The organism is Sphingomonas sp. UYEF23, from assembly GCF_040546165.1.
Taxonomy (GTDB): domain Bacteria; phylum Pseudomonadota; class Alphaproteobacteria; order Sphingomonadales; family Sphingomonadaceae; genus Sphingomonas; species Sphingomonas glacialis.
Map to the genome: position 1 here is coordinate 463654 of NZ_JBEPNG010000001.1, position 15238 is coordinate 478891.

The 15238-nt window shown below is 64.9% G+C and carries 15 protein-coding genes; 9 read left to right on the forward strand and 6 right to left on the reverse strand.

The window, feature by feature from the left end; translation table 11 throughout:
* Positions 1-720, reverse strand: coding sequence for an AAA family ATPase (locus ABIB28_RS02185; RefSeq protein ID WP_133188754.1), 720 nt, complete (start codon positions 718-720; stop codon positions 1-3).
* 174 nt (positions 721-894) lie between these two features.
* Between ABIB28_RS02185 and ABIB28_RS02190 the strand changes: the two genes are divergently transcribed.
* A complete protein-coding gene (locus tag ABIB28_RS02190) occupies positions 895-1902 on the forward strand; it encodes an SPOR domain-containing protein (RefSeq protein ID WP_354286036.1) in 1008 nt (335 codons plus the stop codon).
* Between the two features lie 19 nt (positions 1903-1921).
* Here ABIB28_RS02190 and serB read toward each other — a convergent pair whose 3' ends face one another.
* Positions 1922-2803: a phosphoserine phosphatase SerB gene (gene serB, locus ABIB28_RS02195; RefSeq protein ID WP_354286038.1), complete on the reverse strand. Its 882-nt coding sequence runs from the start codon at positions 2801-2803 to the stop codon at positions 1922-1924.
* Between serB and miaA the strand changes: the two genes are divergently transcribed.
* From miaA to ABIB28_RS02220, 5 genes are all read left to right on the forward strand, one after another.
* On the forward strand, positions 2796-3725 hold the full coding sequence (gene miaA, locus ABIB28_RS02200; protein ID WP_354286040.1) for a tRNA (adenosine(37)-N6)-dimethylallyltransferase MiaA: 930 nt from the start codon (positions 2796-2798) through the stop codon (positions 3723-3725). The genes serB and miaA overlap by 8 nt on opposite strands.
* Positions 3726-3805: 80 nt before the next feature.
* Positions 3806-5551 carry an acetolactate synthase 3 large subunit gene (locus ABIB28_RS02205; protein ID WP_354286042.1) on the forward strand — a complete coding sequence of 582 codons (1746 nt, stop codon included), beginning with the start codon at positions 3806-3808 and terminating at the stop codon, positions 5549-5551.
* Positions 5551-6066, forward strand: a complete 516-nt coding sequence (gene ilvN / locus ABIB28_RS02210; protein WP_133188762.1) for an acetolactate synthase small subunit — start codon at positions 5551-5553, stop codon at positions 6064-6066. Before ABIB28_RS02205 ends, ilvN begins: the two co-directional genes overlap by 1 nt.
* A gap of 112 nt (positions 6067-6178) precedes the next feature.
* A complete protein-coding gene (gene ilvC, locus ABIB28_RS02215) occupies positions 6179-7198 on the forward strand; it encodes a ketol-acid reductoisomerase (protein WP_133188766.1) in 1020 nt (339 codons plus the stop codon).
* 124 nt (positions 7199-7322) lie between these two features.
* Positions 7323-7952 (forward strand): YceI family protein, encoded by a 630-nt coding sequence (locus tag ABIB28_RS02220; RefSeq protein ID WP_322163442.1) that lies wholly within the window; start codon positions 7323-7325, stop codon positions 7950-7952.
* A 62-nt stretch (positions 7953-8014) separates the two neighbouring features.
* On the opposite strand, the gene ABIB28_RS02225 is transcribed toward ABIB28_RS02220, so the two are convergent.
* A complete protein-coding gene (locus ABIB28_RS02225) occupies positions 8015-8407 on the reverse strand; it encodes a BLUF domain-containing protein (protein WP_354286045.1) in 393 nt (130 codons plus the stop codon).
* A gap of 251 nt (positions 8408-8658) precedes the next feature.
* Here ABIB28_RS02225 and leuA point away from each other — a divergent pair, with 251 nt between their 5' ends.
* Positions 8659-10317, forward strand: coding sequence for a 2-isopropylmalate synthase (leuA, locus tag ABIB28_RS02230; protein WP_354286047.1), 1659 nt, complete (start codon positions 8659-8661; stop codon positions 10315-10317).
* Positions 10318-10345: 28 nt separating this feature from the next.
* Here the strand turns inward: leuA and ABIB28_RS02235 are convergent, their stop codons facing one another.
* The 3 genes from ABIB28_RS02235 to folE are packed head-to-tail and all read right to left on the reverse strand — an operon-like array spanning position 10346 to position 12071.
* Entirely contained in the window at positions 10346-10702 is a 357-nt protein-coding gene (locus ABIB28_RS02235) for a dihydroneopterin aldolase (protein ID WP_133188773.1), read from the reverse strand.
* Positions 10699-11451, reverse strand: coding sequence for an SDR family oxidoreductase (locus ABIB28_RS02240; RefSeq protein ID WP_354286049.1), 753 nt, complete (start codon positions 11449-11451; stop codon positions 10699-10701). Before ABIB28_RS02240 ends, ABIB28_RS02235 begins: the two co-directional genes overlap by 4 nt.
* Positions 11448-12071 carry a GTP cyclohydrolase I FolE gene (gene folE / locus ABIB28_RS02245; RefSeq protein WP_133188777.1) on the reverse strand — a complete coding sequence of 208 codons (624 nt, stop codon included), beginning with the start codon at positions 12069-12071 and terminating at the stop codon, positions 11448-11450. The genes ABIB28_RS02240 and folE overlap by 4 nt, the downstream gene beginning before the upstream one ends.
* Before the next feature lie 231 nt (positions 12072-12302).
* On the opposite strand from folE, the gene ABIB28_RS02250 reads away from it, so the two are divergent.
* Positions 12303-14942: a TonB-dependent receptor gene (locus tag ABIB28_RS02250; RefSeq protein ID WP_354286051.1), complete on the forward strand. Its 2640-nt coding sequence runs from the start codon at positions 12303-12305 to the stop codon at positions 14940-14942.
* 76 nt (positions 14943-15018) lie between these two features.
* Positions 15019-15222, forward strand: a complete 204-nt coding sequence (locus tag ABIB28_RS02255; protein WP_354286053.1) for a hypervirulence associated TUDOR domain-containing protein — start codon at positions 15019-15021, stop codon at positions 15220-15222.
* The last annotated feature ends 16 nt before the right edge of the window (positions 15223-15238 follow it).

Consider the following 15238-nt stretch of genomic DNA (forward strand, 5'->3'; position numbering starts at 1 on the left):
TCAGCTCACCACGCGGCGGCCGAAACCACCTCCCGCGGCGGGACGCGGCGCGCCAAAGCCGTTGATCGAGGTCGGCGTCGCGAACACCGTGCGGCGGAAATTCTTCTCGAGCCGGTCGGAGATATAGGTCCACAGGTCGCGCACTTCCTGCGCCGAGCGGCCCTTCGCGTCGACTTCCATCACCGTCCGCCCGTCGATCATTGACGCTGCGAAATCGGTGCGGTGGTGGATCGTGATCGGGGCGACCGTGCCATGCTGCGACAGCGCGACCGCGGCTTCGGAGGTGATCCGCGCCTTGGGCGTGGCGCCGTTGACGACGAACAGCAGCGGCTTGCCCGCGCGCTCGCACAGATCGACCGTCGCGCCGACGGCGCGCAGATCGTGCGGGCTCGGCCGCGTCGGGATGACGATCAGTTCGGCCACCGCGATCACGCTCTGGATCGCCATGGTGATGGCGGGCGGGGTATCGATCATCGCCAGCTTGAAGCCCTGCTGGCGCAGCACTTCGAGATCGGCGGCGAGCCGCGCGACGGTGGTCTGCGCGAAAGCGGGAAACTCGCTCTGCCGCTCGTTCCACCAATCCGACAAGGACCCCTGCGGATCGATGTCGATCAGCACCACCGGCCCCGCCCCTGCGAGCTGCGCCTGTACTGCCAGGTGGCCGGACAAGGTAGTCTTGCCCGATCCGCCCTTTTGAGATGCCATCGCAAGAACGCGCATGAGCCCCTTTCGCCCCTTTAATCGAGGCCACCGAATGCCATAGGATCGGTCAAGGAAGGGTTAACGCCCTCGGTGCTGCCGGCGCGCGGCGCAAAACGGCTAACGAAATCTTTGCCAAGCCCGCGCTAGTCGGCATGGTCAGGTGGTACAGACGCACGGGACAGGACGACGATCATGCGCAAACGAGTATGGATGGCGCTGGCGGGAACGCTGCTTTCGGCTAGCCCCGCGCTGGCGGATGTGCGCGAGGGCGTCGAGGCGTGGGGCCGCGCCGACTATAAGAAAGCTATCGCCGAATGGCGCCCGGCGGCGAACGCCGGCGATGCCGACGCGCAGTTCAACCTCGCGCAGGCCTATACGCTCGGGCGCGGCGTACCCACCGATATTCCCGTCGCCGAAAGCTGGTTCCGCAAGGCGGCGCTCCAGGGCCATGTCGCCGCCCAGGCGAAATACGGGCTGATCCTGTTCGATCAGCACAAGCCGAACGACGCCGCGCCGTGGCTCGAGAAAGCAGCGCTGCGCGGCGAGCCTCGCGCGCAGCTGGTCTATGGCACGATGTTGTTCAACGGCGATGGTGGCGCGAAGGACTGGCCGCGCGCCTATGCATGGATCGTCCGCGCCGCCGCCGCCAACACGCCGAAGGCGTCCGAAGTCCAAGCGCAGATGGACAAGGCGATCCCGACCGACCAGCGCCAGCAAGGTCTCGAGCTCGCGCGACGCTACGAGGCCGAGGCGCAACGCCCCGAACTGCCGCCTGCACTCGCCAGCAAGCCGGGCGGCGCTGGCGTGCGTAGCACCGACTTGCCGCCGTCCGCGTACGACCCCAACGTCCCGCGCAAACCCGAGGTGCTGGCTTTAGCGCCCGAGCGGCAGCCGAAGCGTCCTCAGCCGGCACGGCCACGCCCGCCCGCGCCGATCCCCACCCCCGAACCAGCACGCGGGCCAGCGCCGACGGCAGTCGCGACCAGCCGCGGCGGCTGGAAGGTGCAGCTCGGCTCGTTCGGAGACCCCGCCAATGCGCGCAAGCTGTGGAGCCAGGTCGGTCGGCGGTTCGGCGGTGCAGACGTATCCTATGTAAAGAGCGGCGCGATGACGCGCGTGCTCGTCGGGCCCTTCGCGTCGAAAGGCGCCGCGCAATCGGCGTGCGGATCGATCAAGCCGTGCGTGCCCGTCGCGCCATAAGCGCGGCGGACGCCACGCGTCAGGCGGTCACCCAATCGTCGCGCGCGATGCCCTGGGCGTAGAGCAGCGCCGAGAGATCACCGTGATCGATCCGTGCCGCCGCCGCTGCGGCGACAATTGGCTTGGCGTGATAGGCGACGCCGAGCCCCGCTTCCTGCACCATCGCCAGATCGTTCGCGCCGTCGCCCACCGCGAGCGTTTGCTCGGGCAGTAAGCCAAACTCGGCCCGCGCCGCGAGCAACGTCTGCAATTTCGTGTCGGAGCCAACGACGGGTTTCGCGACCGTGCCGGTCAGCACGCCGTCGCCGAGCTCGAGCCGATTGGCGATCGCGCGGTGGAAGCCGATCCGCTCGGCGACGGGATCGGCGAAGCGCGTGAAGCCGCCCGACACCAAGATCGCGGTCGCGCCCCGCGCCCGCATCGTCCGCACCAGCACCACGGCGCCCGGCATGATCGTCACGCGCTCGGCGAGACAGCGCTCGATCACCGCCTCGTCGAGCCCCTTGAGCAATGCGACCCGCGCATCGAGCGCGCCCTCGAAATCGAGCTCGCCGCGCATCGCCGCTTCGGTGATCGCCGCGATCTGCGGCTTGATGCCGGCATAATCGGCGAGCTCGTCGATGCATTCGACGGTAATCATCGTCGAATCCATGTCGGCGACGAGCAGCTTCTTCTCGCGCCCTTCGACCGATTGCACGACGACATCGACGCCTTCGAACACACCCTCGAGCGCTTTGCGCGCGGCGTCGGGCGAAACACCGAACAGGATATCGACCGCCTTCTCGGGCTCGATCCACGCCGAGGTCGCCGGTGCGCAGCCCACAGCCGCAATCCGATCGATCGCTGCAGAAAGATCGCCTGCGCTGAGCGTTTCCGATGCTATCAAGGTGGCAATGAACACAGTGAATCTCCCGCAGGTCGCGCTCATCGCAGGGCCGACCGCGAGCGGCAAGTCCGCACTCGGCATCGCGGTCGCCGAACGTCACGACGGAATCGTCATCAATGCCGATTCCGCGCAAGTCTATCGCGACCTGCGCGTCCTGACCGCGCGCCCGACCGAGGCGGACGAAGCGCGCGTGCCGCACCGGCTGTTCGGCCATGTCGATGGCGCCGAAAGCTATTCCGCCGCGCGCTGGGCCGACGAGGCGAGCGCCGAGATCGACCGTGCGCACGCGCTCGGCAAGCTGCCCGTGCTGGTCGGCGGTACCGGCCTGTACCTGCGTACGCTGCTCGACGGAATCGCGCCGGTGCCTGAGATCGACCCGGCCGTCCGCGCGGAGGTCCGCGCGCTGCCGGTTGCGCAAGCGCATGCGGCACTCGCCGCGCTCGATCCCGCCGCCGCCGCGCGGCTCGCCCCCGCCGATACGACGCGCGTGGCGCGGGCCCTAGAAGTTGTGCGCTCGACCGGACGGACGCTGACACGCTGGCAAGAAGAGCGGATCGGTGGGATCGGTGAGCGGATCGCACTCGCCGCGATCGTCCTGCTGCCCGATCGTGACTGGCTGTGGGCGCGCTGCGATAGCCGCGCGGCGACGATGCTCGCGGGCGGTGCGCGCGCGGAAGTGAGCGCGCTGCTCGCGCGCAGCGAAATCGCCCCCGAAGCCCCGATCCGGCGCGCCATTGGCGTCAGGGAGGTTGCGTCTACGTTGTCGGGAGAAATATCGCAAAAACAAGCGGTTGATGCGGTCGCACTCGCAACGCGGCAATATGCAAAACGCCAATATACCTGGTTCCGCAATCAGTCTCCAGCGAGCTGGCGTCGGACCGATGCGTTAGAAAGCGGCGAAAGAAGCGATATTTTCGACATATTATTACGTCGATAGCCGTTGACACGCACATTTCGTTTCTCTAGCAGCACCGCTCGAACGCTGCTAATCGTTGGCGGCGCGACGGGAGACGAGACGTGACCGAGAAAAGCGGAGCAGACATCCTGATCGAGGCGCTGTGCGATCTCGGCGTGGAGGTCGTCTTCGGCTATCCGGGCGGTGCCGTCCTGCCGATCTACGACGCCCTGTTCCGCTCCGGGCGGATCAAGCACATCCTCGTGCGCCACGAGCAAGCCGCGACGCATGCCGCCGAGGGCTATGCCCGCTCGACCGGCAAGCCCGGCGTGGTGCTCGTCACCTCGGGGCCGGGCGCGACCAATGCCGTCACCGGGATCACCGACGCGCTGATGGATTCGATCCCGATGGTGGTGATCACCGGCCAGGTGCCGACCGCGCTGATCGGTACCGACGCGTTCCAGGAAGCCGACACGGTGGGCATCACGCGCCACTGTTCGAAGCACAATTATCTCGTGAAGGACCCGGCCAAGCTCGGCGACACGATCCACGAGGCGTTCTACATCGCCACATCGGGCCGCCCCGGTCCAGTGGTGATCGACATCCCCAAGGACGTCCAGGTCGCGACCGCGCGCTACACCAAGCCTGGCCCGATCCGCCACAAGACCTATCGCCCGCAGATCAAGGCCGACCAGAGCTCGATCGAGCAAGCGGTCGACATGCTCGCGGCCGCCGAACGCCCGATCCTCTACACCGGCGGCGGCATCATCAATGCCGGCCCGGCGGCGAGCCAGTTGCTGCGCGAACTCGCGCGGATCAGCGGCGCGCCCGTCACCTCGACGCTGATGGGCCTCGGCGCCTATCCGGCGAGCGGCGAGCAGTGGCTCGGCATGCTCGGCATGCACGGCACGTATGAAGCCAATATGGCGATGAACAAGGCCGACCTGATCGTCTGCCTCGGCGCGCGCTTCGATGACCGCGTGACCGGGCGGCTCGATGCGTTCAGCCCGTTCAGCCGCAAAATCCACGTCGACATCGATCGCTCGTCGATCAACAAGAACGTGCGCGTCGATCTCGCGATCGTCGCCGATGTCGGCCATGCGCTCGAGGACATGGTCCGTGTGTTCAAGGCGCGGCGCCATCCCAAGCCCGATCTCGCGGCCTGGTGGCAGATGATCGGCGAGTGGCGCGCCAAGAAAAGCCTCGATTTTCCAGAGGTTGATAACGACATCATGCCACAGCGGGCGGTCCGCGCGCTGTGGGAGGCAACGCACAAGCGCGCGCCGATCATCACCACCGAGGTCGGCCAGCACCAGATGTGGGCGGCGCAGCATTTCGGCTTCGACGCGCCGAACAAATGGCTGACCAGCGGTGGCCTCGGCACGATGGGGTACGGCCTGCCCGCCGCGATCGGTGCGCAGCTCGGCAATCCCAAGGCGCTGGTGATCGACATCGCCGGCGAAGCCTCGATCCAGATGAACATCCAGGAGCTGGCGACGGCGTCGCAATACCGGCTGCCGGTCAAGATCTTCATCCTCAACAACGAATATATGGGGATGGTCCGCCAGTGGCAGGAGTTGACCTATTCGAGCCGCTATTCCGAGAGTTACAGTGATTCCCTCCCAGACTTCGTGAAGCTCGGCGAGGCCTATGGCTGGAAGGGCATCCGCATCGAGGGTCTCGGCCAGCTCGATGACGGGATCGCCGCGATGCTCGACCATGACGGGCCAGTGATCGTCGATTGCCGCGTCGCCAAACTGGCGAACTGCTTCCCGATGATCCCGAGCGGAGCGGCGCATACCGAGATGCTGCTCCAGGCGAGCGAAGTGTCGGGCGAAATGGACGACGAAGCGAAGGCGCTGGTTTAATGCACATCACCAAGGAAAAAGCCTCGCGCCACACTCTGGCGGTGATGGTCGACAACGAGCCCGGCATTCTCGCGCGGATCGCCGGCCTGTTTACCGCGCGCGGCTACAATATCGAGAGCCTGACGGTGTCCGACGTCACCGCCGACAAGGCGGTCAGCCGGATCACGATCGTCACCTCGGCGAGCGATGCGACGATGGAGCAGATCCTCGCGCAGCTCGACCGGCTGATCCCGGTGCATTCGGTGACCGACCTCACCGCGCTCGGCCCGCATGTCGAGCGCGAGCTTGCCTTGCTCAAGGTGTCGGGCACGGGCGATCACCGGATCGAGGCGTTGCGCCTCGCCGATGTCTATCGTGCGCGCGTCGTCGATGCGACCACCACCAGCTTCGTGTTCGAAGTGACCGGCGGGCGCGAGAAGATCGACACGTTCATCACGCTGATGCGCGAAGTCGGGCTGTGCGAGGTCGCGCGCACCGGGATCGTCGCAATGGCCCGCGGGAACGCGTCGATCTAGATTTCTCGCGTCGCCCCGGCGGAGGCCGGGGCCGTCCGGTTTGTGCGGACAGCGCCAGCAACGAAGCGGCCCCGGCCTCCGCCGGGGCGGCGACTGCCAAAAAGGGACTACCATGCGCGTTTATTATGATGCCGATGCCGACCTGAACCTGATCACGTCGAAGAAGATCGCGATCGTCGGCTATGGCAGCCAGGGCCATGCCCACGCCCAGAACCTGCGCGATTCGGGCGTCACCGACATCGCCGTCGCGCTGCGCGAAGGCTCGGCAACCGCGCAGAAGGCGTATGCCGCCGGCTTCAAGGTGATGACCAATGCCGAGGCAGCCGCCTGGGCCGATATCACGATGATCCTCGCCCCCGACGAGCATCAGGCGGCGATCTACGCCGACGATCTCCACGCGAACCTCAAGCAGGGCGCGACGATCGCCTTCGCCCACGGCCTCAACGTGCATTTTGGCCTGATCGAGCCACGCGCCGATCTTGACGTCATCATGATCGCACCGAAGGGCCCGGGCCACACCGTGCGCAGCGAATATGTCCGCGGCGGCGGCGTCCCCTGCCTGATCGCGATCCACCAGGACAAGAGCGGCAACGCGCACGACATCGGTCTCGCCTACGCGTCGGGCGTCGGCGGCGGTCGTTCGGGCATCATCGAGACCAATTTCAAGGAAGAGTGCGAGACCGATCTGTTCGGCGAACAGGCCGTGCTGTGCGGCGGGATCACGCATTTGATCCAGGCCGGGTTCGAGACGCTGGTCGAGGCGGGCTATGCCCCCGAAATGGCGTATTTCGAGTGCCTGCACGAGACCAAGCTGATCGTCGATCTGCTCTATGAGGGCGGCATCGCCAACATGCGCTATTCGATCAGCAACACCGCCGAATATGGCGACATCACCACCGGGCCGCGGATCATCACGCCCGAGACCAAGGCCGAGATGAAGCGCGTCCTCGCCGACATCCAGTCGGGCCGCTTCGTCAAGAACTTCGTGCTCGACAACCGCGCCGGCCAGCCCGAGCTCAAGGCCGCGCGCAAGCAGGCCGAGGCACATCCGATCGAGAAGGTCGGTAGCGAACTCCGCGCAATGATGCCGTGGATCGGCGCGAACAAGCTGGTCGATCAGAGCAAGAACTGACCGCGTCCTGCGCCCCTCCCCTTTTGGGGAGGGGCTCACTGCAGCGAAACGCTTCGTTGCCGAAACGGGGTTTGACGCTGCGGCGCGGGCACCGCACTTGGGTATTTCTTAACAGGAGTATCTAATGCGCTTTAATCTGCTTCATGCTGCCACGACCGCCGCGCTGCTGATCGCCGCGCCCGCGCTCGCCCAGACCGCTCCGCCCGAGATGATGCGGGGGGCCGGCACCGTCGCCGACGTCAAAGCCGGCACCTACAAGATCGAGCCGAACCACACCCAGGTGACCTTCAGCGTCAGCCATTTCGGCATCTCGCCTTATGCCGGCACCTTCTCGAACGCCTCGGGCACGCTCACGCTCGATCCTGCCAAGCCCGCCGCGACCAAGCTCGACGTGACGCTCCCGATCGCGAGCGTCCAGACGACGAGCGATGTGCTCACGGGTGAGCTCAAGAGCGCCGACTGGTTCGATGCCGCGAAGTTCCCGACTGCGACCTTCCGCTCGACCAAGGTCGCGCAGATCGCCCCCGACGCCGTGCAGGTCGACGGCACCCTCACGCTCCACGGCGTGACCAAGCCCGTCAGCTTCCGCGCGAAGCTGTTCGGCGCGGCGACCAACCCGATGAGCAAGAAGGCATCGATCGGCTTTCTCGGCCGGATGATGATCCGTCGCTCGGACTTCGGCGTGACGAAGTACGTGCCCGTCGTCTCGGACGAGACCGTGCTTGTCATCAACGCCGCGTTCGAACTGCAATAAGCGACGCCTGGCCGCCAGTGTAGCCATAACGGGCTCACTGGCGGCTTCGCCGGGTCTGGGGCTCAGGCGGGCACGAGCGCGCGGAAATACTCGGCGGTTTCGCGCGACACGCCCAGCAACAGCCCGTGGAGGCGACGATCGAAATCGTCGACGCTCTCGCGCCGCTCCCGGTGCACCATCATCCAGTCGCCAAACTCGCGATCCTCGGTCTCGCGATCGATCAGGATGCGCAGGTCGCGATGGCGCGGGTCGCTCGTGAGGCTCATGAGGAGATCGGCGATGCTGTCATTCGGCCCCTCGAGCGCCTGCAGGAACTCGGACCCTTGCGTGTAGAGCAAGCCGGTAATCCCATCGAGCCCGTTGCGCAGCGACGCCTGCCGCAGGATCGCCACGGACTCGTCCTCGGCCCGACCGCTGGGATTGGTCGTGACGCTGGTATAGATGATTTGACGCATGGCCGCGGTTTACCCCAGCGCGTGTGCGCTGAAATTGATATCGCTCAACCCCATCTTGATGCTGGACACGGCCGATCGTCGAGCGCTATTCAACGCGCATGGATCTCGCCCTGGGCCTTACCTCGCTTCGACTTACGCGCCCTTAGGCGTGTACACTGCCGCGCGCCGATACCGGCCAGCGCGGCGCGCCTGAGGATCCCCCGCCCCTAGCGAACCGCGCCCCAAAACGGCGATTCCGAGCGAGACCGATCATGCTGCGTGACCCTTCGACCAAATACCGCCCCTTTCCGACGATCGACTTGCCCGATCGCCGCTGGCCGTCGCAAACGATCACCACCGCACCGCGCTGGCTGTCGACCGATCTGCGCGACGGGAACCAGGCGCTGATCGATCCGATGGACGCCGAGAAGAAAACCCGGATGTTCGACCTGATCGTCAAGGTCGGGATCAAGGAGATCGAAGTCGGCTTCCCCGCGGCGGGCGCGACCGAGTTCGATTTCATCTCGGGCCTCGTCAACAGCGGGCGCATCCCCGACGACACGATGATCCAGGTGCTGACGCAATCGCGCCGTGACCTGATCGAGAAGAGCTTCGCCTCGCTGCGTGGCGCGCCGCGCGCGATCGTTCATCTCTACAACGCCGTCAGCCCCGCCTGGCGCAAGATCGTGTTCGGCATGACCCGCGCCGAAGTGAAGCAGATCGCGATCGACGGCGCGATGATCCTGCGCGACCAGGCCGCAGCCCAGCCCGACACCGACTGGTTCTTCGAATACAGCCCCGAGACCTTCTCGACCGCCGAGCTCGATTTCAGCCTCGAGGTCTGCGAGGCGGTGATGGACGTGCTGCGCCCGACGCCCGACCACCAACTGATCCTCAACCTACCCGCGACGGTCGAGTGCGCGACGCCCAACGTCTATGCCGACCAGATCGAATGGTTCGGCCGCAACATCCGGAACCGCGACACCGTCGCGCTGAGCCTCCACCCGCACAACGACCGCGGCACCGGCGTCGCCGCCGCCGAGCTCGGGCTGATGGCGGGTGCCGACCGCGTCGAGGGCTGCCTGCTCGGCAATGGCGAGCGCACCGGCAATTGCGACTTGGTGACGGTCGCGCTCAACATGTACACGCAAGGGCTTGATCCGAAAATCGATTTCTCGGACATCGATGCCGTCGTCAACACCGTGAACTATTGCACGCAGCTCCCCGTCCACCCGCGCACGCCCTATGCCGGCGACCTGGTGTTCACCGCTTTCTCGGGCAGCCACCAGGACGCGATCAAGAAGGGCTTCGCCGCGCAGGAAGCCAAGAACGATACGCTGTGGGAAGTCCCCTATCTGCCGATCGACCCCGCCGATCTCGGGCGCAGCTACGAAGCGGTGATCCGCGTCAATTCGCAGAGCGGCAAGGGCGGCGTCGCATGGGTGATCGAACAGGACAAAGGGCTCAAGCTGCCCAAGCGGCTCCAGGCCGATTTCAGCCGTCACGTCCAGCGCCTCGCCGACGAGACGAGCCGCGAGATGAATGCGAGCGATATCTGGGGGCTGTTCGAGGCGACCTATCTCGCGCGTGACACGGATCGCTTCCGCTTGCTCGATTATAACGAGAGCGGGAGCGTCGGCGATCGCCTCTTCATCGGGCATGTCGCGGTCGATGGTGAGGAGCGCTCGATCTCGGGGCGTGGCAACGGCCTGATTTCGGGCGTGATCGCTGCACTTGGCGACACCACCGGGCCGCAACTCGACGTTGTCGACTATTGCGAACATGCGATCGGCCACGGCGCCGATGCGCAGGCGGCGGCGTATGTCGAGTGCCGCACCGCTGGCGGGCAGACGGTATTCGGCGTCGGCATCGACGCCGACATCGCGACCGCGTCGGTGCGCGCCGTGCTCAGCGCCGCCAACCGCGCCTGATCCTCCCCGACACGGGGAGGATCGCGCCTCACCGTGCCCGGATGATCTCGCACCCGACGGCCGCGTCGGGATAGATGTCGGGCTTCGACGTCCGCACCGTCACGCGTTCGACGCGCGAGTCGGCGAGACACAGCGCGGCGATCGCCTCGCACAGCGTTTCCTGGAGGTGGAAGTGCCGCCCGGCGATCAGCGCATGGACACCGCTTCGAACGAAATCGTAATCGAGCACGGCGTCGATCCGGTCCTCGCTCGGCGGGGTCGGATAGACCACCTCCATCCGCACCGAGACGATCACACGCTGCGGTGCGGCGAGTTCTTCGGGGTGGATCCCGAGCCCCATCGTGACCTCTAGGCCCTCGAGGACTGTGGTGAAGCGGGCGGTCATGCGCGGTCCTCGAACATTACGTCGCGGTCGCGCTTGAGGAAACGCTGGCCGCAATCGACGAATACATTCTGCCCCTCCAGCCCTTCGGCATCGAGCAGGAAACTGACCGCGTGCGCGATATCGCCGGGGTCGACCGGGCGTCGCAGCAAATTCTTCGAGGCAGCGGCGACGAACTCCGCCTCGCTCTGGTCGGCGCTCGGCAACGACAGGCCCGGCGACACCGCATTGACGCGGATCCGCGGGCCGAGGCCTTGCGCCAGCATCGTCGTCGCGCCGGTGAGCGCGATCTTGCCGCAGCTGTACGAGAAGAAGTCGGGATTGAGGTTGGCGACCTTCTGGTCGAGGATGTTGACGACCGCGCCCGCATCGAGATCGTCTTGCGAAGCGAGCGCGCTCGCCAGCAACACCGGCGCAGCGAGATTGACCGCCGCGTGCGTGCGTAGCGATGCCGCGGTGATGTCGGGCGGGGTATCATAGTCGAACAGCGACGCGCTGTTGACGAGCCCGCACAACGGACCGCCGAATGCCTTGCGTGCGGCAGCGACAAGCGCCCCGGGAACGCCCGGATCGGCGAGATCGCCCGACACCACGATCGCGCCGGGCAGCTCGGCGGCGAGTGCGTCGGCGTCGGCGCTCGAATGATGGTGATGGATCGCGATCCGCCACCCCTGCCCCGCAAGCTGCCGCGCGATCGTCGCGCCGAGCCGACGCGCCGCGCCGGTCACCAGAACGGTTCGCGCAGCGCTCATCCGCGCCCGATCAGCGCGAGCACTTCCTTGCGGCTGCGTTCGTCGTCGCGGAACACGCCCATCATCCGGCTCGTCACCATCGTTACGCCCGGCGTGCGCACGCCACGCGCGGTCATGCAAGCATGGCTCGCCTCGATCACCACTGCGACGCCGAGCGGCTTGAGGTTGGTCCAGATACAGTCGGCAACCTCTGCGGTCAGCCGCTCCTGCACTTGCAAGCGGCGCGCAAAGGCGTGGAGCACGCGTGCCAATTTGGAGATTCCCACGACATAATTGCCCGGCAGATAGGCGATGTGCGCCTTGCCGATGATCGGCGCCATGTGATGCTCGCAATGCGACTGGAAGGGGATGTCCTTGAGCAAGACGATCTCGTCATAGCCGCCGACTTCCTCGAACACGCGCGAGAGATGCTTGGCCGGATCGTCGGTATAACCGACGCAATATTCCTTCCACGCCCGCGCGACTCGCGCCGGCGTGTCGAGCAGACCCTCGCGCGTGGGATCGTCGCCCGTCCAGCGGATCAGCGTGCGGACCGCATCGGCAACCGCATCTGGCACCACAATCTTGCCGTCAGCGCCGACCTGAGTGCTGCCGAAATCTTCGTCTTTACGTCCGTCCACGCTGCTTCCTTCGCGATCCACCCATGCAATGACCGTACGGCGGCTTGGGTTCGCCGTACTGCAACATGGAAATAGTCCTTATTTGCAACTCTACCGGGCGGCTTGCGCCATTGCACGCCCCCGCCGTTAGGTAATTTAGCCCATTGACTATGCCTCGCCATTTAACGAACCTGATCTTCGAAAACCGTCATCCGGCATAGACTGGAGGCGGCAGAGACAGGGGATGCCATCATGAAGAAATTCGAACTGCTCGCTGCGTCGGCGTTGGTCTCGCTCTACGCGTGTCCCGCAGCGGCGCAAGATACAAGTGCAACGGCGCCAGCCCCGCAAAGCGCGCCGTCGCGATCGACGCCGAGCAGCGCCAGCCAGGACAGCAGCGACGACATCATCGTTACCGCCGCCAAGCGCGAGCAATCCTTGCAGGACGTGCCGATCTCGGTTTCCGTGACCAGCCAAGCGACGATCGAACGGGCGCAGATCAGGGATCTGATCGACCTGCAGTCGGTCGTTCCCTCGCTCAAAGTGCCGCAGCTCAACGCAACCGGGCAGACGAACTTCATCATTCGCGGCTTCGGCAACGGCAACGGCAATGACGGTATCGAAAGCTCGGTCGGCGTTTTTATCGATGGCGTCTATCGCTCGCGCACGTCGTCGGCACTCGACGATTTGCCTGAGATCGAACGCGTCGAAGTGCTGCGCGGCCCGCAGTCGACATTGTTCGGCAAGAACGTTTCGGCCGGCGCGATCAGCATCACGACGCGGCGCCCATCCTTCGCCTGGGGCGGCAAGGCCGAGGTCAGCATCGGCAATTACGGGCTGATCAACCCCAAGGCGACGATCACTGGACCGATCACCGACACGCTCGCTTTCCGTCTTTCGGGCAGCGTGAATCAGCGCGACGGGTATTTCAGAAATCTGACGACCGGTGCGAAGATCAATGACCGCGATCGCGCCTCGATCCGCGCCGACATTCTGTTCGAGCCGTCGTCGGACTTCTCGGTCCGCGTCATCGGCGACTATAACCTCGTCAAGGAAGTCTGCTGCGGCGTCACGTCGATCTTTAACGGGCCGCGTACCCTTGCGATCGGGGCGGCGGGCTTCGCGATCTCCGACACGACCAAGATCTTCGACCGCAACGTCATCTTCAACACCGACCCTAAAAATCGCCTGCAAGGTAAGGGCATTTCCGGTGAGATAGACTGGAACCTCGGGATCGCGAAACTGACCTCGATCACCGCGTATCGCGAGCAAGTGAATGAGTCGAACCAAGACATTGATTTCACCGGCGCCGATGTCTCGAACAATATCACGGCAAACAAGATCAAGACGTTCACGCAGGAAGTGCGGTTGACGTCAAACAGCGACGGCCCGTTCAGCTGGCTGCTCGGCGGCTTTTACCAGCACGAAAACGTCGACACTGGCCGCGACATCCGTTTCGGCAAGGACATCCGCACCTTCGTGAACGGGCTGACCGGCGGGCCTGGGGGACTGATCTTCGCGCTCGAATCGCTCCAGCGCGCCACCAACCCAGCAATCACCCCCGGCAGCTATTATTTCACGCAAGGCCAAGGGATCTCTGATCGCTACAAGCTCAAGCAGGACAGCTATTCGATCTTTGGCCAGGCAGACTATAAGATCACAGATCGTCTCACCATCACAGGCGGGCTCGCCTATCTCAACGATCGCAAGGCCGCGGTATCCAACGTCGTCCTCAACGACCGTTTCTCGCTTCTGAACCTTGAAAATGTTCCCGGTCTGGGCGTTCTCCCATTTGCCGCGCTGCCTGCATCGATCTCGGGCTGCCTGCTGCAAAAGGGCTTCAATCCGGCGACGACCGCGGGCAACGTGCCCGTCAATTTGTTCGGCGCATCGCTCGGCTCCTCGCTGCCGGGTCCAGGCAGCGCACCCTGCCCAGCCTCGCCAGCCGGACTCAATCCATTCGGCCTCAACGCTCTCCAGTTCTTCTACGGCAACAGCCCTGCGCACGCGCCGATCAACTTCCCCAACGCGACGGAATCGGGCATTCTCAAGGGTGACAAGGTCACCTATGCGGCTCGCGCGGCGTACAATTTCGGGGTCGTGAACGCCTATATCAGTTACTCGACCGGCTGGAAGGCGGGTGCCTTCAACCTGTCGTCGGACAGCCGCCCACCGCTCAACGGCGTCGGACGCACCGCAGCACCGGAGAACGTAACCGTTTACGAAGCCGGACTGAAGGCCAGGTTCAAGGGCGGCTATTTCAACGTCGCGGTCTTCAAGCAGACCATCAAGGGTTTCCAGTCAAACGCCTTCACCGGGCTGGGCTACAGCCTGGTCAATGCCGGCCAACAATCCGTCAAAGGGTTCGAGATCGACGCCGCGTACAAGCCAATCCCGTGGCTGTCGCTCAACGGCGCGGTGACCTATCTCGATCCGAAATATGACAGCTTCACAGGCGCGGCGTGCGTTTCGTACGACACGGTGCGGTGCCCGATCAATCCGCTGACCGGCCTCATTCCTAATTTCCGCAACCTCACCGGGACGAAGCCGACGGGCATTCCCGAGTGGAGCTCGTCGGTTTCGGCGGTCATCTCGCACACCTTCAGCCCAAGCGTCAGCGCCTATCTGCGCGGCGAATACGACTATACCAGCAAGTTCCAGCTCACCGATACGGTGCCACCGGCGCTCAACACCTATGGCCAGAACAACGTCAATGCGAGCCTTGGCTTCACCTTCGAGAAGGCCAAGCTCGAGGCGATGCTGTGGGTTCGCAATTTGACGAAGGACAACCAGTTGATCAGCGCATTCCCGACGGTTGCACAGGATGGGAGCTACAGCGGCTATCCCAATCAGCCGCGGACCTATGGCTTGACGCTGCGCAAGGCGTTCTGATCGGTCGGTTGGAGCCCCCCGATGCAACCGAATGCCTGCGCCGTGCGCTGCATTGCTACAGACAAGGAGCGTAGCAATGACCGAACCAAAGAAGGGTGATCACGTCACCTGGAAATCGCACGGCGGCACGGCACACGGCGTGGTCGATAAGAAGCAGACCAAACCGACCACGATCAAGGGGCACAAAGTCGCCGCAACACCCGAGAATCCCGAGTTCATTGTTAGGAGTGACAATGGCGGAAAGGCAGCGCACAAGAGCGCAGCGCTAACGAAGGCGTGAAACCGATGTCGGTTTT

What these genes read in the sequence shown, in the direction of transcription:
- ABIB28_RS02235 (WP_133188773.1), bottom strand. Translation starts at nt 10,702, where the DNA reads ATGACCGCCCGCTTCACCACAGTCCTCGAGGGCCTAGAGGTCACGATG.
- leuA (WP_354286047.1), top strand. Translation starts at nt 8,659, where the DNA reads ATGCTGCGTGACCCTTCGACCAAATACCGCCCCTTTCCGACGATCGAC.
- ABIB28_RS02220 (WP_322163442.1), top strand. Translation starts at nt 7,323, where the DNA reads ATGCGCTTTAATCTGCTTCATGCTGCCACGACCGCCGCGCTGCTGATC.
- miaA (WP_354286040.1), top strand. Translation starts at nt 2,796, where the DNA reads ATGAACACAGTGAATCTCCCGCAGGTCGCGCTCATCGCAGGGCCGACC.
- ABIB28_RS02255 (WP_354286053.1), top strand. Translation starts at nt 15,019, where the DNA reads ATGACCGAACCAAAGAAGGGTGATCACGTCACCTGGAAATCGCACGGC.
- ABIB28_RS02190 (WP_354286036.1), top strand. Translation starts at nt 895, where the DNA reads ATGCGCAAACGAGTATGGATGGCGCTGGCGGGAACGCTGCTTTCGGCT.
- ilvC (WP_133188766.1), top strand. Translation starts at nt 6,179, where the DNA reads ATGCGCGTTTATTATGATGCCGATGCCGACCTGAACCTGATCACGTCG.
- ABIB28_RS02185 (WP_133188754.1), bottom strand. Translation starts at nt 720, where the DNA reads ATGCGCGTTCTTGCGATGGCATCTCAAAAGGGCGGATCGGGCAAGACT.
- ABIB28_RS02250 (WP_354286051.1), top strand. Translation starts at nt 12,303, where the DNA reads ATGAAGAAATTCGAACTGCTCGCTGCGTCGGCGTTGGTCTCGCTCTAC.
- ABIB28_RS02240 (WP_354286049.1), bottom strand. Translation starts at nt 11,451, where the DNA reads ATGAGCGCTGCGCGAACCGTTCTGGTGACCGGCGCGGCGCGTCGGCTC.
- ABIB28_RS02225 (WP_354286045.1), bottom strand. Translation starts at nt 8,407, where the DNA reads ATGCGTCAAATCATCTATACCAGCGTCACGACCAATCCCAGCGGTCGG.
- ilvN (WP_133188762.1), top strand. Translation starts at nt 5,551, where the DNA reads ATGCACATCACCAAGGAAAAAGCCTCGCGCCACACTCTGGCGGTGATG.